At 49.1% G+C, this 22,321-nt stretch carries 16 protein-coding genes and 1 pseudogene; all 17 read right to left on the bottom strand.

What is annotated here, in order from left to right; genetic code table 11:
* Positions 1-35 precede the first annotated feature (35 nt).
* Positions 36-2,072 carry a flagellin gene (locus tag H6973_05245; protein MCP5125045.1) on the bottom strand — a complete coding sequence of 679 codons (2,037 nt, stop codon included), beginning with the start codon at positions 2,070-2,072 and terminating at the stop codon, positions 36-38.
* A gap of 204 nt (positions 2,073-2,276) precedes the next feature.
* Positions 2,277-8,204, bottom strand: coding sequence for a tetratricopeptide repeat protein (locus H6973_05250; protein MCP5125046.1), 5,928 nt, complete (start codon positions 8,202-8,204; stop codon positions 2,277-2,279).
* 61 nt (positions 8,205-8,265) lie between these two features.
* Positions 8,266-9,156 (bottom strand): hypothetical protein, encoded by an 891-nt coding sequence (locus H6973_05255; protein ID MCP5125047.1) that lies wholly within the window; start codon positions 9,154-9,156, stop codon positions 8,266-8,268.
* Positions 9,157-9,205: 49 nt separating this feature from the next.
* Positions 9,206-10,309: a GNAT family N-acetyltransferase gene (locus H6973_05260; GenBank protein MCP5125048.1), complete on the bottom strand. Its 1,104-nt coding sequence runs from the start codon at positions 10,307-10,309 to the stop codon at positions 9,206-9,208.
* An 82-nt stretch (positions 10,310-10,391) separates the two neighbouring features.
* Positions 10,392-11,104 (bottom strand): IS1 family transposase gene (locus H6973_05265; GenBank protein ID MCP5125049.1). Its coding sequence is split into 2 segments (ribosomal slippage): positions 10,392-10,546 and positions 10,546-11,104, totalling 714 coding nucleotides; the frame shifts between segments, so codons are not numbered across the junction.
* A 68-nt stretch (positions 11,105-11,172) separates the two neighbouring features.
* Positions 11,173-11,412 carry a helix-turn-helix domain-containing protein gene (locus H6973_05270; protein ID MCP5125050.1) on the bottom strand — a complete coding sequence of 80 codons (240 nt, stop codon included), beginning with the start codon at positions 11,410-11,412 and terminating at the stop codon, positions 11,173-11,175.
* Between the two features lie 324 nt (positions 11,413-11,736).
* On the bottom strand, positions 11,737-12,384 hold the full coding sequence (locus tag H6973_05275) for a class I SAM-dependent methyltransferase (GenBank protein ID MCP5125051.1): 648 nt from the start codon (positions 12,382-12,384) through the stop codon (positions 11,737-11,739).
* Positions 12,385-12,517: 133 nt separating this feature from the next.
* Positions 12,518-14,179 (bottom strand): cobalamin B12-binding domain-containing protein, encoded by a 1,662-nt coding sequence (locus H6973_05280; protein MCP5125052.1) that lies wholly within the window; start codon positions 14,177-14,179, stop codon positions 12,518-12,520.
* Between the two features lie 51 nt (positions 14,180-14,230).
* Positions 14,231-14,596: a transposase gene (locus H6973_05285; protein MCP5125053.1), complete on the bottom strand. Its 366-nt coding sequence runs from the start codon at positions 14,594-14,596 to the stop codon at positions 14,231-14,233.
* A complete protein-coding gene (locus tag H6973_05290; protein MCP5125054.1) occupies positions 14,597-15,286 on the bottom strand; it encodes an IS630 family transposase in 690 nt (229 codons plus the stop codon).
* A 159-nt stretch (positions 15,287-15,445) separates the two neighbouring features.
* Positions 15,446-16,373: pseudogene (locus H6973_05295) on the bottom strand (IS1595 family transposase).
* 164 nt (positions 16,374-16,537) lie between these two features.
* Positions 16,538-17,830 (bottom strand): DegT/DnrJ/EryC1/StrS family aminotransferase, encoded by a 1,293-nt coding sequence (locus H6973_05300; GenBank protein MCP5125055.1) that lies wholly within the window; start codon positions 17,828-17,830, stop codon positions 16,538-16,540.
* Positions 17,827-18,750, bottom strand: coding sequence for a Gfo/Idh/MocA family oxidoreductase (locus H6973_05305; GenBank protein ID MCP5125056.1), 924 nt, complete (start codon positions 18,748-18,750; stop codon positions 17,827-17,829). The genes H6973_05300 and H6973_05305 overlap by 4 nt, the downstream gene beginning before the upstream one ends.
* Positions 18,751-18,788: 38 nt before the next feature.
* Entirely contained in the window at positions 18,789-19,832 is a 1,044-nt protein-coding gene (gene pseI, locus H6973_05310) for a pseudaminic acid synthase (protein ID MCP5125057.1), read from the bottom strand.
* On the bottom strand, positions 19,819-21,381 hold the full coding sequence (gene pseG / locus H6973_05315; protein ID MCP5125058.1) for a UDP-2,4-diacetamido-2,4,6-trideoxy-beta-L-altropyranose hydrolase: 1,563 nt from the start codon (positions 21,379-21,381) through the stop codon (positions 19,819-19,821). Before pseG ends, pseI begins: the two co-directional genes overlap by 14 nt.
* 100 nt (positions 21,382-21,481) lie before the next feature.
* Complete coding sequence (locus H6973_05320) at positions 21,482-21,898, bottom strand: DUF86 domain-containing protein (protein MCP5125059.1); 417 nt, start codon at positions 21,896-21,898, stop codon at positions 21,482-21,484.
* The gene (locus H6973_05325; protein MCP5125060.1) at positions 21,883-22,299 is read right to left on the bottom strand and encodes a nucleotidyltransferase domain-containing protein; all 417 of its coding nucleotides are present in this window, start codon (positions 22,297-22,299) and stop codon (positions 21,883-21,885) included. The genes H6973_05320 and H6973_05325 overlap by 16 nt, the downstream gene beginning before the upstream one ends.
* Positions 22,300-22,321 lie beyond the last annotated feature (22 nt).

The raw sequence follows: 22,321 nt of genomic DNA on the forward strand, positions 1-22,321 counted from the left end.
CTTGTTTCGATAACCCTCACTCCCAGTTTAGCGCATTATCGCAAGAGCGACAGCACGTTCTGCGAGGTTTGATTGGCCTGCGACAGCATGGCGATACCGGCTTGCTGCAACACCTGCGACTTGCTCAGGTTGGTGGTTTCCGCCGCGAAGTCCGCGTCCTGAATCCGCCCCCGCGCCGCCTGCAAATTCTCGGAGGTGATTTGCAAGCTGGCGATGGTCGACGTAAACCGGTTCTGCACCGCGCCGAGCGCCGAGCGGTTGGTGTCCACCGAGGTGATGGCGTTGTCAATGGACGCCAGCGCGGCAGTCGCACCTTCAAAGGTGGAGATGTCTAGTTTTTCCAACGACTCGCCGACCTTGGTCGAACCGTAGGTACCCACTGCCAAGTCGGTGTTGCCGATCGCGCTCTGGACGTCGGTAGTGCCAGCTTCGACGGTGATCGCCTTGGCCGAGCTTAGGGTGAAGGTGCCTTGGAAGCTAGCGCCCCCCGAACCGGTAACGCCCGTTTGGAGGGACGTCAAACCAGTCGCGTTAACAACAATATTGCGGCCATCCTGCGCCGTCAGCTTCACGCCATTGGTGCCATCGTCTGTGGCGACAACGCCAGTGCGGCCTGAGATCGCGTTGATGGCCGTGATTACGGATTGACGGGCTGCCGATGCGTCGGTGCCAGAGACGGCAATCGTGGCGGTGGTCACGCCATTGATTGTGAACGTACCGGCTGCCGCAGAGGCGGTCATCGTCGCACCGTTAACCACATTGGCATTGGCTACGGCAGTGACCCCGGATTGCGCCGATACCGCGTTGATCGCCGCTGCCTTGGCAATGGCGCTGGTGGCATTGCCTGAGGTCGAGGCAGTATCCGAAGAGGCTAGCGAAGCGCCGACCAGCACACCGTTAACCTTGAAATCACCCGCAGCGAAAGCATTGCCTGAGTTGGTCGTGGTCGAGATTGACGCCACCTGGGTTTTGTAGGTACCCGCTTGTAGGCCCGCGTTAGCCTCTAACCCGGTAGTGCTGCCGCGCTGGATCTCGATATCCTTGCTGGATGACAGCGAGAAGCTGCCGTAGTTGGTGCCTGCATGAACGCCGGTCGCAGCGGATGTTAAACCTGTGGCATACGAAACCATGATATTACGACCATCAGCAGCGATCAGTTCGACACCGGTCGTATCATTGCCGGTATCGCGTGCGATGACGCCGGTCTGGCTGGAAATGGCATTAATCGCTTTTACTGTCGCAGCACGGTTAGCAGTAGTGTCTGAAGCAGTGGAGATGGTTGCAGTGGCGATACCATTAATAGATATGGTGCCATTGGTCGTCCCTGCGGCCATTGCTGCACCTTCAGCGATGTTCGCGTCTACCGTAGCTGTTACGCCGGTCTCCGCCGACTTGAGGTTGATGGCCGCCGCCTTGGCGATGGCGCTAGCGGACTGGTTCGCCGTAGACGCCGTGTCATAAGCTGCCACTGATGCGCCGATGACCACGCCGTTGATAACTAAGTCTCCCTCCTTTATCGCATTAGCAGATTGCATTGAGGACACTGATGCCGCGTCGCTGACGCCGAGCTGCTTGGTGGTGGCGCCATTGACGTCAATTTCAATCGTCTCATTGGCGTTGGCGCCCACCTGGAAGGTTTGCGCCTTGAACGAGCCGTCCAGCAGCTTGCTGCCGTTGAAGGCGGTTTGAGTGGAGACACGGTCAATTTCGGCTAACAACTGAGAGGCTTCATTTTGCAGCGAAGCGCGGTCGGAAGCACTGTTGGTCGCGTTGGCCGATTGCACCGCCAGCTCGCGTAGCCGTTGCAGGTTGTTGGTGATCTCACCCAGCGCTCCTTCAGCGGTCTGCGCCAGCGAGATACCATCATTGGCGTTGCGGGCCGCTTGATTTAGGCCGCGAACTTGAGCAGTGAAGCGGTTGGCGATGGACTGACCGGCGGCATCATCCTTGGCGCTGTTGATGCGCAGGCCTGAAGACAGGCGCTGCATGGAAGTCTGCATGGAGTTCGCGGACATGCCCAGGTTGCGTTGCGCGGTGAGCGACGGCACGTTAGTGTTGATGCCAATGGCCATGATAGTTTCCTCTATTAAATTTGAGCTTGGATCGCTGGACCTGCACGATGGCTCCAGTCGTTGGCTGGGCTGAAATGGGTTTCAGACCGCCTTGAACCATATATCGGCAGCGACAGAAGGAACTTTAGGGGGACGTTTAGTTTTAATCGAAGATATCCGACGTCATTGCAGGGCTGCGCACCGGAAGAACTGCCCGAAATCGCGTCAAGCCTGTAATGTTAGCTTTGGGTAGGCGAGCACATCGACGACTGTGCTACCTTGATTTTGTAACTGCCAAGCATAGCCTGATGCCGATAATTGTTCACTGACCGCCGGTAGATTGGCGCACCCTTCAATGTGGACGAAGGGTTTAAATCGGTTGAGGGTAGCCCGCGCGCCAGCCAGCACCGCCAATACATTAGCGCCAATGCCCATGCGAATTAGATCACATCGCGGTAAGGCCAGCGCGTCAATCGACTCAGCATGCGGGCGCCGGGCGCGCAACCACGCTACCCCTGCTCCGCCGGTTTCGACCGGTAGCGTCCCGTCCAGCGCTAAGCATTCAGCATGAGCCTGCCTGGTCCCATTCAGCGCCAGATTCGCGCACAGCAGCCCGAAGGCATCGCGCTGCGGTTCGCAGGCCACGACCAGCCCTTCAGTTCCGACAGCCCTCGCCAAGGCTAGAGTAAACGCGCCAATATCAGCTCCCGCTTCCACCACCCAGTCACCTGGGCGCAGCAGCGAGGTCAGCAATGTCAGAGCCGTCGGCGCGTACTCACCGCTACGCAATAAATCCCGCGCTGCTGCACTCGTACTAGCGATCAGCATTGGCCCATGCCGGGTGTCAACTAGCTGACGTGGTGCGTCGATAGTATTGGATTTCGCATCTGCTTGCGCAACCCACTCGCTTAGCGCCGCCGCCATGGCTATTGTAACTTCCTCCCAAGGACCTTCCGGGTTGTTTCTGGGAAACAACCGAATAGTTGGAAACCAGGGGTTATAACAAGTACCGAGGCTGGTCCAGCCGATGCCATATAAAAGCGTCGGCACTCCTAACGCTCCTGCCAGACTGGCCACCGCCGTCCCCGCTGACATCACGCCATCCAACGCCGTTATCAGCGCCGCGATCCGGTCCTGATCATTGCGTAAATCGAGATCGGCAAAACTTATGATCTCAACACCAAACCGCATCTGCACTTCGGCCAGTTCTTCGGCACAATCATCATATTGCAGATTAATAAACGCCACGCCTGGGATTTTGAGAATCGGCTTCCAGTCGGTCAGTGCAGTGTAGAAGCGATGACGCCCGCCGGTTTGTAAACCACTGCGCCAACAGATGCCAACCTTTAATCCCTGCCCCAGTTCAGCTAAACGCGCCCGCCAGAACTCAACCTGTGCTGGATCGGCGCGGAGATAAGCCAGGCGATTCGGGAAATCCTCAATCCGCGTTCGCAGCAAACGCGGCAAACTGCCAATCGCAATCTGGAAATCGCAGATTGGCAAATCAGCAGGCAATCGCACCAGACCGGCGGGCTGAGCGACCACTTGAGCAGCCGGGAAAGAACGGGCGTACAACGCGCCCAAGCGTTCCTGACAAACCAGCACGACCTGCCCAGCGCGGGCAAGCACATCGGGAATACAGGAACCGAACATGATTTCGTCGCCTAATCCTTGCTCCGGCAGCAGAAGAATTTTGCATCTGGTGAGATCCTCACCCTTCCACTCTGGGTACCACTGCAACAATTGACCCTGCGTACCGCTAGGCCAGCGCCATTCATAAGCCTCCCATCCCTCTGTCAACTTCCCGGCGTACAACAGGGCGGGCGCAATGTTCCAGCGCACTATGGCGTCATCCGGCGCCAGCTCAATCGCTCGGCGATAAGCTTCAATCGCCTCTTGAGGCCTGGCGCAGTCAACCAGCAGATTGCCCAGGTTACTCCAGGCATCGGCATAGTCAGGTTGCAGGCGCAGCGCTTCGCGATAGGCGGTTTCGGCAGCGGACAACTGGCCCAATTCGCGCAACACGTTACCCAGGTTACTATGAAATTCAGGCTGATTGGGTCGCAGCATTACTGCTGTTTGATAGCAAACCAGCGCCTCTTCGAGTCGGCTTTGATCGCGGAGCAGATTACCCAGCCCGTTGTGAGCGCCGGAATAGGCCGGATCCAGCCGCACCGCTTCGCGCAGATGCTGCTCGGCCTCACGCAACTGGCGCTGAGCGAATAGCGCATGAGCGATAGCGTAATGCACTTGGGCAGCGAATTCAGCATGATCGGACGCCAGAGCCAGTGCAGGTTGCAATATGGCTAGCGCATCATCCCAGCGATCCTGCGCGTCCAGTAGCTCGCCCAGACTCAGGCGGGCTTCGAGACAGCCTGCATCCAGTTCCAGCGCGGCGCGGAATGCTGCCATCGCCGGTTCAACCTGTTGCAAATCCTGCAACACCCGTCCGCGATTGACTAAAATGGTTGGTTCTTGTGGATGAGCGGCGTGCGCCCGCTCCAGCGCTGCCAGCGCCTCTTCCTGTGCGCCGTGCTCCCGCAATACTACGCCCAGCAGATGCCAACTGTCGGCATGGTTCGGATGCCTGGCTAAAACCTGCCGACATAACTGCTCTGCCGCTTGCAGTTTCCCACTCTCGCGGGCGGCTAGGGCCTGCGCCATTAGATCGGACGGATTGCCGGTCTTTCCCGTGGGCTTGCGTTCGCTCTTTGGCTTTTCCTGTTGAGTCTTCTGAGTTAATAAAGGCTGGCTGACTGCGCTGACCGATCTTGCAAACGACTCGATCAAGGTAGTTGATGCGCTTTTTGCCAACCGTTCCTGCAATGCTGCCGCTATCGCCTCGATCACCCCATCCCACGGCGCTTCTACATCCAGCTTGGGAAAGATCCGCAGGGTCGGAAACCAGGGCATGTAATTCGTGCCGAGACTAGGCCAGCTTCGTCCGTAGTACCATACCGGCCTTCCCAAGGCTGCCGCCAGCGCCGCAACCGCCGTCGGCGCCGAAATCACCAAATCCAGTGCGCTCATCAGCGCCGCGACGCCATCCTGATCATTGCGAAGGTCGAGATCGGCGAAATTCACTACTTCGACGCCAAATTGCGTCTGAATCTGGGCCAATTCCTCGGCGCATTCGTCATACTGCAAATTAACGAAAGTAACACCCGGTTGGGTTAGGATCGGCCCCCACGTTTCTATCGGCGTGTAGTAACGATTACGAGTGCCGCTGCGCAAACCGCTGCGCCAGCAAATGCCGACTTTCAATATGTTGTTGCCCAGCGTATCGAGCCGCGCCCGCCACTCTGTCACTCGCGCCGGGTCCGCCTGCAAAAAAGCCGGACGATTCGGAAAATCCTCAATTCGCGTCCGCAACCAACGGGGCAGGCTGCCAACCGCAATCTGGTAATCGCAGTCGGTGACTTGACCGGTCCAGTCACAGCTATTGGGAGCATAGGTCGGATAGATAGTAGCGTGTGGGAAACTACGAGCGTAAATCGGGCCGAGACGTGGATCAATCACGATCATCACCCGTCTGGCCCGCGCCAGCAGATCGGGAATGCAGGACGTAAACAGAATCTGATCACCAATCCCCTGTTCGGCATAAACTAAAATCGCCCGGCCGGTTAAATCCTCGCCTTGCCATGTTGGAAAAGGCGATTGGCAGGTTTGAGAGCCACCTAACTGGTAATTGGCTAGGCGCAACTCATAGTCCGCCCAGCCCGCATCCAGATTGCCCAGCGCCAGTTCGACAAAAACCGCATTCTGGCGCGGCTTGGGATTGTCCGGGCGCAATGCGATAGCAGCGTGATAATAAGTCAGCGCCTCAACTAGTTGTCCTTGCTCTTCCAGACAGTTCGCCAGCTTGTGGATAGCTTCGAAATAGTCCGGCCGCAACGTGATCGCCTCCCGCAACAGGCGCACCGCCTCGGCCAGTCGGCACTGATGGTGCAACGTCTGAGCCACTAAATACTGCACTTCAGCGGTAAGTTGCGGATCGTGCGGCCCCAGCGTCAATGCCGGTTGTAATACTGCCAGCGCCTCGTCCCATTGCTCTTGAGTGTCCAGCAGTTCACCCAGGCTCAGGCGGGCTTCGAGACAATCTTCATCTAGTTCCAGGGCAGTGCGGAACGCAGCCAGCGCCGATTCAACCCGACCGAGATCTTGTAAAACTCGACCCCGGTTCACCAAAATTGTTGGTTCTTGCGGATTGGCGACATGTGCCCGGTTTAGCGCAGTCAGCGCCCCTTCCCACTCACCGCGTTCACGCAGCACTACCCCTAGCAGATGCCAGGCATCGGCCTGTTCAGGGCATTGATCCAACACGATCTGGCAATACTGTTGTGCCTTATCCAGTCGCCCGGCGGTGCGGGCATCCAAAGCCAGCGCGACGTAATTCGCTGCCATGATCGAGGTCATGGGAACTGTTACAGTCTCGGTTAACAGCAGTGGCTGGTGTGGAATATTAACAGCCCACTTGCGTAATTCCTCTGCCATTTGCTCGAATACCGATGTCCATGGATCATCGGGCAGCGTCTTGGGAAATAAGCGGACGCTAGGCATCCACGGAAAGCAATCCGTACCCAACGAAGTCCAGCCGATAGTGTACAAAAATACCCAAACTGGACGTCCCAGCGCTCCAGCTAGCGCCGCAACCGCAGTACCCGCGCTGATCACCAGATCAAGCGCGCTCATCAGGGCGGCCACTTCGTCCTGGTCGTTGCGCAGGTCGATATCCGTGAAATTCACGATATCAACGCCCAACCGGTCCCGCGCTTCCGCCAGTTCCGCGGCGCAATCGTCGTACTGTAAATTAATGAACTGTGCGCCGGGGATCGAAAATAACGGAACCCAGTCAGCTAGTGTCGTATAGTGTTTGTAACGCTCCCCGGTTCCCAAACCGCTGCGCCAACAGATGCCTACGTTTAAACCTTGACCAAACGTCGCCAAGCGTTCCCGCCAGTATTCAATCCGTTGGGGGTCTGCCCGCAGATAAGCAACGGTTTTCGGGAAACTGTCCAGGCTGGGACGAAATACGCGCGGCAGGCTGCCAATGCAGATCGCACGGTCGGGCTGTGGCAAGCCGCTCATCTTCAATGGACTGGTGCGGCTCATGCCCGCCACCCACACTTGGGGAAAAGAGCGCACATACAGCGGTGCCAATCGTAGCTCGCATCGCACGATGACGCGGCTTGCACGATCCAGGGTATCGGGTATGCAGGATGCGAACATAATTTCATCACCCAATCCCTGCTCATCCAGCACTAACAGTGTGCCATCTGTCAGTATCTCGCCATCCCAGGCAGGACAGGGCAGGGCTACATCACCGTACACTTTCCAGCGGGTTTCGTACTGCACCCAGCCCTCCGCCAACCGACCGGCGGACAGCAAGGCATAAGCCTGATTCCAGGCTGGCATGGGATCTTCAGGATTCAGGCTTTCTGCTCGCTGATAAGCTGCTAATGCTTCAGCAAACGCGCCACGCTCTTGCAAAATCGCGCCTAGATTGTTCCAAGCTTTGAAATGTTCAGGGTCGCGCGCCAACGCCTCACGGGCGCAATGCTCGGCTTGGGTTAATTGGCCCAGCATCTTGTACACCGTACAAAGATCATTCCATATTCGTGCCTCGCCCGGCGCCAGTTCAACAGCATGGCAAAATGCTATTTCGGCCTCGGTAAAACGATCCTGCTGCTTCAACAACAAACCCAAGTTGTTATAGGCATCGACATAGCTGGGGTTCAATTCAATAGCCCGCGTATAACCTGCTATCGCTTCTTCAATTGATCCATGCTCTTCAAAAATCAGCGACAGATTACTGTATGCGGCAGCATAATCGGATTTTTCCACGATTGCTTTTTCAAAGCAATCCTGTGCTGCGATAAAATTTTTAATTTTGTAAAAAGCCAAGCCAAGATTATTCAGTGTCTCGGCGTGTCTGGGCCGTAATTTGCGGGCTTGACTAAATAGCTTAATGGCTTCCATGTAACGTTCTTGCTGCAAACAAAGCGTACCAAGCAAGAATAAGGTTTCCGCATCTGTCGGCTGTTTCCGCAGAATACGCCGGTATTGCCGTTCTGCTTCATCAAGATTGCCAGTTTGATGCGCCTGATAAGCGAGGAGAAACCACTGATCTTGTTTGCTAACTTTGGTATTCACTAAAATCCTCGTGAGTAATATCCGCCTTTAGACATCATTAGAAATAGCGAAACTTGTGCAATTAAAATTTCAAATTTTTTGAAGCAAAGTCAGCTAGCCGAATAATTTCAGGTTGTGGAAGCACACATTGAGGCGCCCAATGGGGAATTGAAGAAACGACGCGCTTTTTTGCGCCGAGAGCAATGACCATCGCATAGGTATGGCATCCCACTACAATGTCAGACCATGCAATCAGTTCCGCCAATGTGGATGAAGTATCCACTGTAATCTTGTCATTCATCTGGGAATTAACCCACTGGTCATATTTACCAATTGGGTCTGACGGATGTGGACGAAGGCGAATCGTTAGAGGACCGCAAAGATCAAGATTATTTTTATGCTCTATAAAATAATTCAGTGCCTGAAATTCACCAAGCTCTTCCTCTGAACCCCACGATTGCCGTATAGGTTCGAGTACATACAAAATATGTTGATAAGAGTCTCTTAATTGCTTAACTTCAAGGGAATGAATTTCTGCTACGAGTGTTTCTAAGTACCTATTAGGTTGTTGCCTTATGACTAAGTCGGGAAAATACTGCTCAGCCAGTTTTTTTGCATATTCATCAGCGACCCATATCTCATCCGGCAATATCTCTTTTCTTCTTTTGGTAAAGCGCTCACGATAATTAATCCAGTGATCAAGGAATGCGACCACATGTTTCCTTCTCGCCTTCGCTAAAGCTAGCGCATTCCATTCCCAATCGGATTGCCAGCCGGTGCCACACAGGCACCAATCACAGGCAGCCATCGCTTCCTCAAGATTCGTAATTTTAATGCTACCCATTCGCCGTTCAAAAATTTTAATTGCTGGGCCTGCCAAGACAAATAAACCAATGATATCATTTCGAGCACAGATATAACTTGCTACGTTTTCTGCACCACCAGCATCGTGACTGACAATACAAATTTTCATTTTAAAATCCTATTATTTCCCGTTATTTCTATTCTAAGGTTATTTATATCTATTTCCATCGCTCTTCGATATATCTCAAAATTCTTTCATCAAATGTTTTTTTAAAAAATTCTTTATCATAAAAATATTCACCACTAATCTGTAAAATCATTCTCCCTCCAAATCCCCTTTTAAAAGCACTAATTCCCTTTATTTTTTCAGAAACGCTATAAAAAAAGGTCGGTTCAAAATGCTGCTCGCCAAGCTCATAAAAAATGACACCTATTTGTTTTAATTTAATGATAATTTTCCATTGCAGATAGTGAGAAACATTAAATTCTTTATATTCGCTTTCAGTGCAACTCATAGCATAGTAAGCATAACCTTTGTATATAATTACATAGCTATATCCTACTGCTTTATTGCCTAAACAAGCTTCAAAAAGCACTCCATTATTTGATTTAATAAAATCATAAAGAATGTCAAAAGTTTTATATGGGCGTGTCACTTTGCCAGCAATATAAAAATATCTTTCCCGAAATTGCTCCATTTTTTCAGGAGATATTGAATCGGAATCATAATAGTTGACGCTAAGAAACTTTAAGGCTTTTTTTATCGCTGCATGGTGCCCTTTTCTCATTTGCGACATTAAAAAATTTTCACATTGATCTAAAAATAAAACACTAGAATAGATAGAAGTATCTAAAAACCCGCTTTTTGCCAGATCAGTCGCATTTAGATCACAAACATCTTTTAAAGTGCTAGATAAAAGATAACATCTGTTTTGAACATTTTCCCTCATCCACAATTTGACAACACCCTGATCTTTTGCAATAGAGTTTATTTTATGCCAAATCTCGCCCTCTATTCTATTATAGAGTTTTCTACCTATTTTTGAATCAATAATATACTTTGGAGTTGGTCCGCCGCTAAATGTAAACTCTCTTATCTTAACACCATCCTTACTGGTCTCTTCAATAAGCAATGGAACAATCGCAGTAGTTTTATCGTCGTTCATAACCACAAAGGAGCAATTTTGCGATCTCACATTAAATCTACTATTTTCACAATATTTAACCCAATCAGTGGTATGCAAAAACCAAGCGCTTTCTTGATTTTGACAAAAATCATCCCAGCATTTTTCTGACACTTGACCAAGGTAAAAAATATCCACTTTCTTCTCCAATCCATGCCATGCCTTTGACAACAACACTACCAAACCAAAACTGGGTAGTCCTGCAGATTGTAGTGAACCCTCATGCAGTCACGACCGGTAGAGAATTGTTATAATGATGGATAAAATACCAAATAGCTCCAATGTGGTTTTCCAGTTTCTTCGAAAAAGAGAGCGTCTTTCTAACGAGACGAGAAATTCTTTGTCTTAAAGTACCATTGAATCTTTCAATTTTTAAGTCCGACCCCTTTCTTTGCCTACGGCTTTGTGACGTTTGGTTGGGAATATCACCTCATACGCTTCCCAAAAATCGGTATAAGCGACGGCGCATTGGCGATAAACCGGCGGTAAGGAGTCCCACAGTCCTTGAGCGCCTTTTTGGCTTCGATTACCGACAAAAACGCCGACGATCTCGCTTGTGCCTTGATCAATCGCTAACCAAACCCATTGTTTGTTATTCTTATTTCCTACAAAAGACCACAGTTCGTCACATTGAATCACGAGCCGACCTTTGGGCTTTTTTTTAACATCGACTTGCTGAGGGACTCCTTGATATTTTCGATTGACATAGCCTTGTAGCCAACGTTCTGAAGCCCCAACGACCCATGCAATACCGGCAATAGGAATTCGTTCTAATAACAGTTTGTCGATTAAATCCTTTTTATCTTGCGAAATTCTATTCTCTGGATTTTCGACAAATTGTCGACTGCAATCTTTGCAAGAAAACTTGGGCTTGCCGTTGTGAATGCTGCCGTTTTTTACAACATTGACGGAATGACAATTAGGACAAATCATCGCTCTTTACTGACTCTATTTGTTACCACTAAAATCATACCATAAATTAATCATTACTTTCTACAGGACTACCCCGGAGTTATTACAAACGGGGCACCTGGTGCTTTCCGGGTATCCAAGACTTCTTCTCCTTCATAACGATAGTTGCGAAGCCAGTCATAAATACTCGTTCGATCGATACCTAAAAAATCAGCAACAAGTTCTGGGCTATAATGCTTCTCTTCGACCACCCGAACCGCCATTCGCTGGATGTAATTCATTACTTCATTAGGGATTTTACGTGCATCAAACATCCATTCCGCGTTCATTGCAGTACCTCCTCTATAAACTTTAAACTATCTAAAGAGGTTTTCTATAATAGTTAGACAATTCGATTAACGCTCAGTTCGTTGATAATGTAGGGATGATCATTGGCAAGGCTATAAGCCTGTCCAATATCTCTACTATAAAAGGCTAAAAGTCATCGAAGAATCTTGAAAACCTTAGAGGTTCTTCGAGGATTCTTGTGGAGCCATCTGGTCCAAGGGCGGCTTGTGGCTCCAACCCGTTGATCTTGAAAGAGGCAGCGCCAACTTGGCAGGCTGGTCTTGGCCTAGAGGTCCACGTTCCACAGAAACTCTCGAAGAACCACATTAGAAGCGCCAGAGTGAAATTTTTCTGTTCTCTTCCCGGAACACAAGTTTCATTCCATTTCTTTCAAGAATCCATTTCTGCAGGTCATTTGCATATGCAACCACACAGCAATGGCTTTTTATAATGTCTAAATTATTCGAAATAAAAATACTCATTACCTTCTCATCAAATGGATTAAACATGAAAACAAAACATTGAGTCTTAGGTAAAATATATTTAGTTGCATCTGAAACAAAAAACTCTATTTTTTCTCTTTGACCTGTAAAATTTCTTTTGTTCACGATTGCTTTATCAATGAGTGTTTCGTCGAAATCAAATCCAATAATTTTTATAAAGTTAAACTTCGAGGCATAAAAACACGCTTTCCCAGTTCCACACCCAACATCAACGAATAAACAATCCCGATATCCATTTTTCTTTGCTTCTTTAATTAGTTTTCTAATATTACGACACCATACTGATTGAAACGCCGTAGCGTTTTCTCGGTATGGAGACAAGGTGTTCAAATTACTATTATCTATAATACCATTAGTTTTTATACCATTTAATAAATCAAAAATAATATCAAAAAAGTTATAGATTTTTCTTAAAATTTTTTCCCTAATACTAAAAATGTAATGGTATTTTTTAGCAAGCATATTGATCATCGTAGCGCCTCAATGTTTGCCAAAGCTTTTCTGAACGTCACCATCATCAAATCCACATCTCCATCTGATAAGTACAATGAGCATACATAACAGTGTTAACAGCACATCTACCTATCCTACCTATATGAATTTCTTAGTGAGTACCTAGCCACTGGCGATAATCATTAACTGGCGGATTTTCCCATGAAAAGTATTTGATATAAGCTGCATTAATCCCTTCATCGCATAGCATAACCTTAACTTGAATGTAAACTTCATTTCGTTTTTCGGGCATATCGAGAAGTCCATATAAATAACCTTGCAGCAACCGCGCCACAGCATGGAATTTATATTGGTTAGCGATGGAGGAAAACTTATCCAACGCCTTTTCCCAAGAAGGCTTACCTTCACGCAACAACTTACAGCCAAAAAAATTAACTTTCATATTAGCATCATACTGAATGCCTTTTAATTTTTCAGCGCTAAAATGCTCAGTGCTCATAGTTGCTCCCATGTATTTCATACCTAAAATAAATTCACTATCATTTACTAAATAGCCACGCTCAATCGCTAAATCGTAATATTTTGTACCGGGAAATGGAGTAGCGATAGAAAAGGTACAGTGGTCTACCTGCAATTCTAAAGCATAATTAATAGTCTGCTGAATTTCATCGGTAGTTTCGCCAGGATTGCCAATTACAAAATAACATTGTAGCGGTAGCCCAATTTTCCTACAGTACTCTGCCATCTTTCGGCCATGATCCAGGTTCACTTTTTTGTTCATTACTTCCTTAAGTACGCGCAGCGATCCAGACTCCACAGCCATAATTGCCTGCGAGCAAGAAGTAGCTTTGCAAAGATCTAAAAATTCCTCATTCAAACTATTTACATGGAATCCATTAGATTCTAACCAAGGAACGGTTAGACCTTTATCCAGCACAGCCTCTAAAAATGCCTTAGCATGTCTTTTGTTGACAACAAAGTTGTCATCACGAATCGCCAGCGAACTGATTTTAAAATCCTCATGTAACTGTTCTAACTCCTGTATAAGATTAGCAGTACTACGTAGCCGCAACATATGCCCTGAATAAAGATCAACCGAGCAGTAATTGCAGGAAAAAGGACAACTGCGCGAAGTCATCAAGGGTAATTCTAAATGGCCGTGAATCTTTTTATATTTATCCAGCGGCAACATGTCGAATGCTGGAAAAGGAATTTTATCCAGTTCAATTTCAAAGTTATGCCTATCATTTATGAAGATCGCCCCGCCTTCCCTAGCCGCTATACCATTAATGTTTTTTAAAGACTGACCACACTTCTCAGCTACCAATACTTCTAAAATTGTCTTTTCAGCCTCACCAATAAAAGCCACATCAAGAGCTGGAATATTTTTTATAACCATCTCAGGAAATACTGTGGGGTAACCGCCTAGATAGATTTTCACTCCAGGATGCTTGATTTTGGTACCCTCAATTAGGTTCTTAGCTAATTCATGCTGAAAATTAAATACTGCTGAAAAACCAATAATTACCGGCTTACAAGCTTCGATTTCACAGCTAATGCTACGCAAAGACAATTCCAGCAGATATTGAGGGTCTGTAGCAAATCTAGAGATATATTCTTCGTAGTGATCAGCATACAGATCTAAAATTTTAACAGCATAATCACTCTTATCTCTGATTACCGAAGCCAAATAAGTTACTCCTAACGGAACTACAAGCCCGCTAACTGTGAAGCTTCTTACATCGTTGTTCTTGATGTTATACTCTATCTCTGGTATCCGTATTAATAGTACCGTCGGCTTATAATTCCGCATATGCATCTCCAAAAAATCGTATTGTCTTGCTAATAGTTATCCCCACAAAAATCATGCTGGAGCTTTTTCAGGATTAGCGTATTGAGTATCAGGGAGCCTAAAAAATGATTTGACCCTTTCCTGAAATTCTTTTAGCTTTTCCAAAGCAGAATAAACGCGCGCTCTGAAATCAGCCCGGTTTTTAATTGGCTCCTTTTCCAGATGATCATTTTTGATCTCATTCCAAACCTGTTCATCCGGATTTAACTCTGGCGAGTGGGGGGGAAGAAAGAACAAGCGGATTTGTTTTCGATGCGTCTCAAGAAAGGCTTTGACTTCTTTCGAGGTATGATAAGACGCATTGTCCGTGATGACAATTAATGGGCGCTCTCGACCCTCTAATGCCTTCTCTAAAAAGGCAATGAAAACCCCACTCACTCATTTTTGAGTGGTCACTTCAAATATTAACTCGCCCGTCGCCGTAACCATCGATAAAATGTGAAACCCACCCCGGTCATCACTCACTTTAATTTCAGGCGGATGACCGACTAAGCCCCACGTCCGTCCAGAACGCGTATGGCCTTGAACCCATGACTCATCCTGAAACGCAATATCCGCTCCAAGTTCTTGAGCCCGCTTCTGAATCTCTTTAAATTCTTCATTAATAAACTTTTTAACTTCCTCCTGATCCTGGTTTAAGGCATGATAACAAGGTTTTTGACAACTCAGTCCTAATTGATGTAAATGCAGACGAACCGTGGCATCCGATACCCATAAACCAAAGTACTCTTTCAATAAATTAACCATGATCTCTAAAGTCCATAAAACCGTATCATAGCCATGATCCGCCGGCGTCGTATTGAGTATCGTTTCTTTTAACCATCGATCAATATCCGGAGTCATCACACACGTGGCGCCGAGCGCTTTCCGGGTATCCAGGGCTTCTTCTCCTTCATAACGATAGTTGCGAAGCCAATCATAAATACTCGTTCGGTCGATACCCAAAAAATCAGCAACAAGCTCCGGACCATAATGCTTCTCTTCGACCGCGCGAACCGCAATACGCCGGATGTAATTCATCACTTCATCCGGTATTTTACGTGCATCAAACATCCATTCCGCGTTCATTGCCGCACCTCCTCTATAAATTTAGAGTCTCTAAAGAGGTCTTCTATAGTTATTAGACAATTTGATTAACGCTCAGTTCGTTGATAATGTAGGGATAATCGTTGGCAAGCCTATAGTATTAGTTTTTGGCTCAATATGGATTCCAGTCAGTTGGCGTTGTTAGGCGACCAGCAGTTCCAAGAGAGGTCTGAGCAAGCCTTTGCCCCGAATGCGGACGTTATGCACGAACTGAAAGAAGCCCAGGTAGAGCGGCAGCTTTTCTTGCGAAATTCCTCGATGGGGTCGCAACCAGGAACGCAACAGGGACCAGAAACCCTCAGCAGTATTGACATGAATCTCATGGAAGCCATCGCCATCGTCGTCGCGGGCGTATTCACCCCGGCTGTGACACACCGTATGATGATCAAAGCCCCAATCCTTCAATGGGTTATAGATTGCATATTCATCGGTATACACCCGGGTTCCCGGGGCGATGAAAGTCTGAAGGAGCGGTTGGATGGTCGCTTGCTGGACATTATCCAGCATCCGGACGACCACCGCGCCGCCGCGCTCAATCATGCCGAGAATCGGCGGCTTTTCCTGCTCCAGGGTGCCTCGACCCCGTGCCCCCTTCAGCCGGCGACGCCGCCCGCGGCGGCCTTTTTTTTCACCGCGTCCGGATGCCCTTTATGCCCGGCCACCATATAGACCTCGTCGCATTCCACTTCCCCCGCCAAGGTGGGTTCGGGTTGGCGGGCGACGATACCTTGGCGCAGTTGCTCGGTCATCCGCTGCACGTCTCCGGATTCAACGCCAACTCTTGGGCAATCTGGGCATTAGACAAGTTCAAACCCATAAAATATAAACATAATATCCAAATTCGTAACGGCGGGTGGTGGCCGGCCAACACCGTCCCGGTTAGATCGTCAAAAGAGCGATGGCACCCAGCACACCGATATTTCTGTCGCGCCGGTTGGGTCGTGTCGTGACCCTGCTTCGTCACGTTCGCCGCCCCACAATGGGGGCAGTGAACCCCATCGGGCCAGCGCAGTTGGCGGACCGTTTCGTAACACCGGACATCGTCCAGTAGATTCTGAAGGTTGATCATCGACGGGAAACCTGGAGCGCGGCGGTTCAAAACCTCTTCAGTGTAGCTCCTGTCCCTTGGCAGGGCGAGCCATCTTCAACAGCCTGGAATCCATATTGAGCCTAGTTTTTAGGATTAGATAGTTTACTATCTATAATCCTAGTGATATTTTAAAAATGTATAAATCATCGTAATACCTCTATCCAAGTCCATACCTTTCTAAACGCCGCTACTATCAAATCTACATCCTCATCACTCAGATCGTTTAGACACATCGCATAGCCTAGATAACTCTTCTCTTGTAATTCCTCTGCAATGGGACAAATACCTCGGCTATAACTCACATCACGATGACAAATACTCGATGTCCACGGAAACCCTTTTGAACCATAAGCCATCTTCTGCTGATACATCGGTAACAGGTGCAAGTTAACGTATCCTACGGCCAGTCCATCGACCCCTTCAGCTACTAGCGCCTTATAGATATTCTCACGGCTAACGCCTAAACGATCTACGTCAAGAACAATGGGATAGACATAATAAGCATGAGTGCAATCAGGCTTGATGACGGGAGTGCGCAATTCCTCTAGTTCTCTCAATCCAGCAGTCAAACGCTCCGCAGTGCGTTGCCGGGTAGCTACGAGTCCTTGCAATTTTTTAAGCTGCTCGATTCCCATCGCACACTCAATTTCTCCCAAGCGGAAATTATAGCCAACCATATTAGCGAGATTAGCAACTCCCTTGCTGCCCACTACCGCTTCAGCATGGTTGCGAATAAGTTGCAACCGTTCAGCAATTTCATCGTCATCGGTAACTAAAATCCCGCCTTCACCCGTGTGAATGTGCTTGTGATAATTGAGGCTGTAGCCGCCCACATGCGCCAAGGCGCCCGCATATTTGCTCTTATAAAACGCACCCGGCGCTTGAGCTGTGTCAGAAATCACTTTAAGATTATGTTTATCAGCTATCGCCATCAGCGCATCCATATCTGCTGAATGGCCGAAGATGTCTACCGCCATAATCGCCTTGGTGTAAGGACTGATATTTTCCTCAACTGATTGGGGGTCAAGGTTAAAGGTTTCCGGTTCAATATCTGCAAACACCGGAATCGCATTCCAGTGCAAAATCGCCGTTGCGCTGGCGCACATGGTCCAAGGACTAACGATGACCTCATCACCCGGTTCAATGCCTATTGCTCCCACTGCTGCAATTAAACCCGACGTCCAAGAATTGACGGTGACCGCATGCTTGACGCCAAAATACGCTTCACAGGCCCGCTCAAATTCTTGCACCTTGGGGCCACCATAAAAATCATCGTGCCAAGCGCCTAGAAATTTCGATAATATCCCGCTTTCCACCACTTGCCTAGCCGCAATCACTTCTTCAATGCCGATAGGGTTGTAGCGCTTGAATGGACGCTTAATCGTTTTGGCCCCACCCAACAGGGCGAGCTTTTCTGTAATGATTGCGTTATTCATCGGCTTTGTACAATTTGATTGAGAACTTTCAAGGTATACAACGCTTCAGATCCAGAGCAGATTCGCGCTTCCTGATGGGCTAAATCAGCGACTAATTGATCAGCGACCTGCCACTGACAACGATCCAGATTAGAGATTATCGCTTCAGGTATTGAGTTAAGAATCTGATAACCTTCACAGGTTGGATTGGCGATCACCGATTGCCAAAGAATTTGCGAACCACCACACTCGTAACGCAGACGGCCATTGCCGGCGATCAATTCAATCGTGTAGTGAGAATAATATTCTTCCCGCGCAGCTAGGAAATAAATAGTTCCCCGCTCAAAATTAATACACACATCTGGCTCTGGGTCAAGCCCACTCAACAACCGTCCCTTATTCAGAATTTGGTAATCGACGACCTCGCCCAGCCAGTATTGTAATAGATTAAGAAAATGTGAACCATTATTAAATAACCCCTTTGAATACCAACATACGCCTTTAATCGATTGCGTAATGCGGCCATCATTAATTCGCGCTTTGATTTCAGCAACACCGCAATCTGATCGGCGAATATAGTTGACATAAAGTTTAACGCCTTGATCCTCGCAGGCTGTCACTATAGCTGCTGCTTCATCTAAATCATAAGCCAGTGGTTTCTCACAAAGAATTGCGCTTGGTTTAATCACTTCCAGCACTGTGCTGACCGTTTGATAATGCAGTGCGGTCGGGGTAGCAATGACGACCACATTCGGCTTTAGATCATGTAGAGCAGATGCTAGATCAACGTAGCCTGGCCGCGAGTATTCCATTTCAAATCGGCATACGCGTTCAGAATCCAGATCAACGCCGCCCACCAACTCAAAGCCTGGATGAACCTGAAAAGCCCGCGCATGGGTCAAAATAAATTGATCCGGATCATGGCGCAGGTCATAACCCATGCCTATCTGTCCTAATCCTATCACTAATGTACGAAAACTCATCCCAATAGCTCCCATACTAAAGCAGTCCCTCGCTTCACATCCTGTTTAACGCGCATTCCCAGTACCTGATCCAGATATTTCGGCGGCAATCCTAAGCCGGGACGAATAGACCGCACGCTCTCTTCGGTCAAGATATCCCCAGCTTTCATATCTTTGACAACATAGAGCGACCGCCGGAATACCAATGATTTCTTCTCAGCTTCAGTCGCGCCATAGCTGACCCGGCCCAGCGCCTGCCAGGCTCGCTCACTCTCTATCACCAGTGCCTGCATTTCTTTAGGTTCCATCGAGAACGCGCTGTCTACGCCTCCATCCGCCCGGCGCAGGGTAAAGTGTTTTTCGATTACTGCCGCACCCAGCGCCACGCTGGCCACTGCGGCGCCGATGCCCATAGTATGGTCGGACAGCCCGACTTCGCACTGAAACAACTCCCGCAGGTGGGGGATGGTCAGCAGATTGGTATTCTCCGGCGTCGCCGGATAAGTGCTGGTGCATTTGAGCAGAACCAGGTCTCGACAACCCGCCCTGCGCGCAGCGCGCACGGTCTCATCCAGCTCCGCCACTGTGGCCATACCGGTAGAGATGATCATTGGCTTGCCGGTCTGAGCAATCTTGCGGATCAGCAACAGGTCAGTATTCTCGAAAGAGGCGACTTTATAACAGGGTACGTTCAGCGTCTCCAGAAAATCCACTGCCGTTTCATCAAAGGGGGTGCTGAACGCAACCAGACCTCGTTCGCGGGCGCGGTCGAAAATAGGCTGATGCCATTCCCAAGGCGTATAGGCTTCCTGGTAGAGCTTATAGAGAGAAGCGCCTTGCCACAGACTGTTTGGGTCGGAAATGAAAAACTCGCCTTCAGCCAAATCCAGTGTCATGGTATCGGGCATATAGGTTTGCAGCTTCAGGCCATGCGCCCCAGCTTTAGCTGCTGCATCAACAATCGCCAACGCTCGATCCAGTGATTGATTATGGTTGCCGGACATCTCGGCGACGATGAAAGGCGCCTCAGCACGTCCGATTTGTCTCTCACCAATGATCATTTGAATCCTTTACTGTCCTTCTGAATTTGAGTGAATCAATCACATACCCAGCTCCCTCAAACGCACCTTTAGAAGCCTGGTTATGCACAGATAATTGGGCAATAATTTCGGATATTTGAGGGACATGTTGAGCAACATAGCGTGTTCCGGCTTCGATCAGCGCAGTACCCAAGCCACTCCCTTGGTTCCCAGGAACAAGATACACCGATATCGTCGCCTGCTTGCCCTTTAAATCGAAGCGCAATACCCCAACCGGGCGACCATCATGTTCGCCGATAACCAGCAGGCTAGCAGTATTCCCAATGGCTTTGCTGAACCATAGACAGTGAGTCTCCCAGGAAATGGGCGAACCATCCCCAGAATAGCGGCGTGTAACCTCATCATTCCGCCAAATATAAAGGTTACGGCAATCGTCAGGAACTGCACACCGTAAGACAAGCTGAGTTGCCATAAATATTTTGGCAACCCGTCCTACGCCGCGACCATCTACATATTCACTGGAACGTGAACTCATAGCTTTAGCTAAAAACCGGGCGGTACATAGCACCTGTAATACCTGGTGAATGTAGTCGGTGGTCACGGCTTCAGCATGGCCAAGGTACCAACATCCGCCGGTAGCTGCCCAATCTTCGGCGACGCGTATTTGATTTTCAGCCACGGCGATTACCAAACTTGGCATCGCTAATACCGCGCGTTCCCAAGTACTGACACCACCCGCCCCAATCGCCAAATCCGCCCTAGCCATCAATTCCGCCATATTGGTCACCTGGCGATGAAAGCTGGTATTTGGCAGCTTCGCACACAACGCCTCAATCTCCCTCCAATGGGGATTAGCCGCGCCAATCACCACATCCACTGCGATATCCGGCTGATCCAGCCTCCGAATGGCCCGCAACGCCTTGGCGGTCTCATTACTCGGATCGGAGCCGCCGAAAAACACAAGAATCCGACGCACCACACCATCCCGTTGGTGCAACTGCTTCCGCACCTCGCGAAACTCCGGACGCAACAGCGCATAGCGTGGCCCCAGCAACTGACGACAATTCGCTGGCACTAACTCCGTATAGCGGCACTCCATCTCCTCATGTAGATTTTGATCCAACAGCAGATCGCAATCATGCGGACGGTCGGCCAAATCATCGATCACCATAATCCGCTTTACCAGTGGCCGCATCCGCAACTCCCACGCCCGATCCAAGGCATAATGATCCACGATCAACCAGTCAATCTCTGATAATCCTGCCAGGCATGCCTGCGTCTGGTCGACATCCACCGTCCACGGTACCCCCAGCCAAGTTGAATGGGCAGTATGGGCCAGAATTACCGTTTCATCTTCACCAGAAGCGGGCAACCAATAAACAGGATAGCCTTTGTCGGCCAACACTCCGCCCAGATGCCCCGGCAAATCCCGGCAAATGAATTGCACATCCGCCCCACGCTCCCTCAGCGCATCCGCCAAGGTCAGACAACGCATCACATGGCCTGAACCGATCTGAATCGAGGCGTCGGCGCGAATCACGACTCGCGGTTTGTGCTTGATTTCAACCATCACTGTTAGCCCGAAAGCTCATTACACTGTTTGGCGGCTGTTGTCTATTCACTCCAATACCTTTTCATAAACATAACCGTTCATTCTTGTTCAACCCTGTTCACCGAGGCATTGCCATTACAACTGCTTTAGCGAAATCCTCGAAGTCCGTCAATCGATCGTGGGCTATTGCGAAAACGATGGTCCAATTAATTACGTCGTAGTTATGAATAGCCAGATTGCGAAACCCTACCGCCTTTTTCATACGTTTGGCCAATTCAGCAGCAATGATTCCGGCATCCATCAAGATATCGAATGTTTGTCCCATCGTGTCTGGTGGGGGAAATTCGGTTCCAGAAACGAGATGCGCTCCGATGTCAACACAAAGCTGCACGGCGCGAGTCAGATTCAGAGTGAGAATATCCTGAGCATCATAGTCTTGCACTAAGGTTTCAACATCCTTCGGGCATTTCTCTTCAACGCGGCGCAGACAACGCCGCAAGGATTCCAGTTTTTGCTCGATCAAAGGCCAATCCATGTCAGCCTCCTTTCTCGAAGAATTCTCTTTTGGTAGGGCATAAAATCGGCTTGATTAAAAAGATGCTTGCTTAAAAGCATAGCGAAGTGGGAATCGTCACCCAGCACTTTTCGTCCATTAGCGATAATCTGCCCCAGCAAGGGTTCGCCAAGCGTAGACAAATCCACCAAGTCAACCGGCCGTCCTGTGATTTCCGCCAGATCCATGATCAATTGCATTTTTTCATTGGCATCTAGCGGTCTATCGGCGCTTACAGCGAGATCGATATCACTGTCAATGCGTGCAGCATTCTTTGCTAAAGAACCGAACAGCACAACCAAACGAATCCGAGGATACTTTTTGAGAATCTGTCTGATCCGTTCATCAGTTTCCTTAACGCTTGATTGACCGTGCTGGCCCATATCATTCATCTACAGATTTATG

The organism is Gammaproteobacteria bacterium (assembly GCA_024235095.1).
Classification (GTDB): Bacteria; Pseudomonadota; Gammaproteobacteria; order Competibacterales; family Competibacteraceae; genus UBA2383.

What these genes read in the sequence shown, in the direction of transcription:
- H6973_05245 (MCP5125045.1), bottom strand. Translation starts at nt 2,072, where the DNA reads ATGGCCATTGGCATCAACACTAACGTGCCGTCGCTCACCGCGCAACGC.
- H6973_05255 (MCP5125047.1), bottom strand. Translation starts at nt 9,156, where the DNA reads ATGAAAATTTGTATTGTCAGTCACGATGCTGGTGGTGCAGAAAACGTA.
- H6973_05270 (MCP5125050.1), bottom strand. Translation starts at nt 11,412, where the DNA reads ATGAACGCGGAATGGATGTTTGATGCACGTAAAATCCCTAATGAAGTA.
- H6973_05275 (MCP5125051.1), bottom strand. Translation starts at nt 12,384, where the DNA reads ATGATCAATATGCTTGCTAAAAAATACCATTACATTTTTAGTATTAGG.
- H6973_05280 (MCP5125052.1), bottom strand. Translation starts at nt 14,179, where the DNA reads ATGCGGAATTATAAGCCGACGGTACTATTAATACGGATACCAGAGATA.
- H6973_05290 (MCP5125054.1), bottom strand. Translation starts at nt 15,286, where the DNA reads ATGAACGCGGAATGGATGTTTGATGCACGTAAAATACCGGATGAAGTG.
- H6973_05300 (MCP5125055.1), bottom strand. Translation starts at nt 17,830, where the DNA reads ATGAATAACGCAATCATTACAGAAAAGCTCGCCCTGTTGGGTGGGGCC.
- H6973_05305 (MCP5125056.1), bottom strand. Translation starts at nt 18,750, where the DNA reads ATGGGTTATGACCTGCGCCATGATCCGGATCAATTTATTTTGACCCAT.
- pseI (MCP5125057.1), bottom strand. Translation starts at nt 19,832, where the DNA reads ATGATCATTGGTGAGAGACAAATCGGACGTGCTGAGGCGCCTTTCATC.
- pseG (MCP5125058.1), bottom strand. Translation starts at nt 21,381, where the DNA reads ATGGTTGAAATCAAGCACAAACCGCGAGTCGTGATTCGCGCCGACGCC.
- H6973_05320 (MCP5125059.1), bottom strand. Translation starts at nt 21,898, where the DNA reads ATGGATTGGCCTTTGATCGAGCAAAAACTGGAATCCTTGCGGCGTTGT.
- H6973_05325 (MCP5125060.1), bottom strand. Translation starts at nt 22,299, where the DNA reads ATGGGCCAGCACGGTCAATCAAGCGTTAAGGAAACTGATGAACGGATC.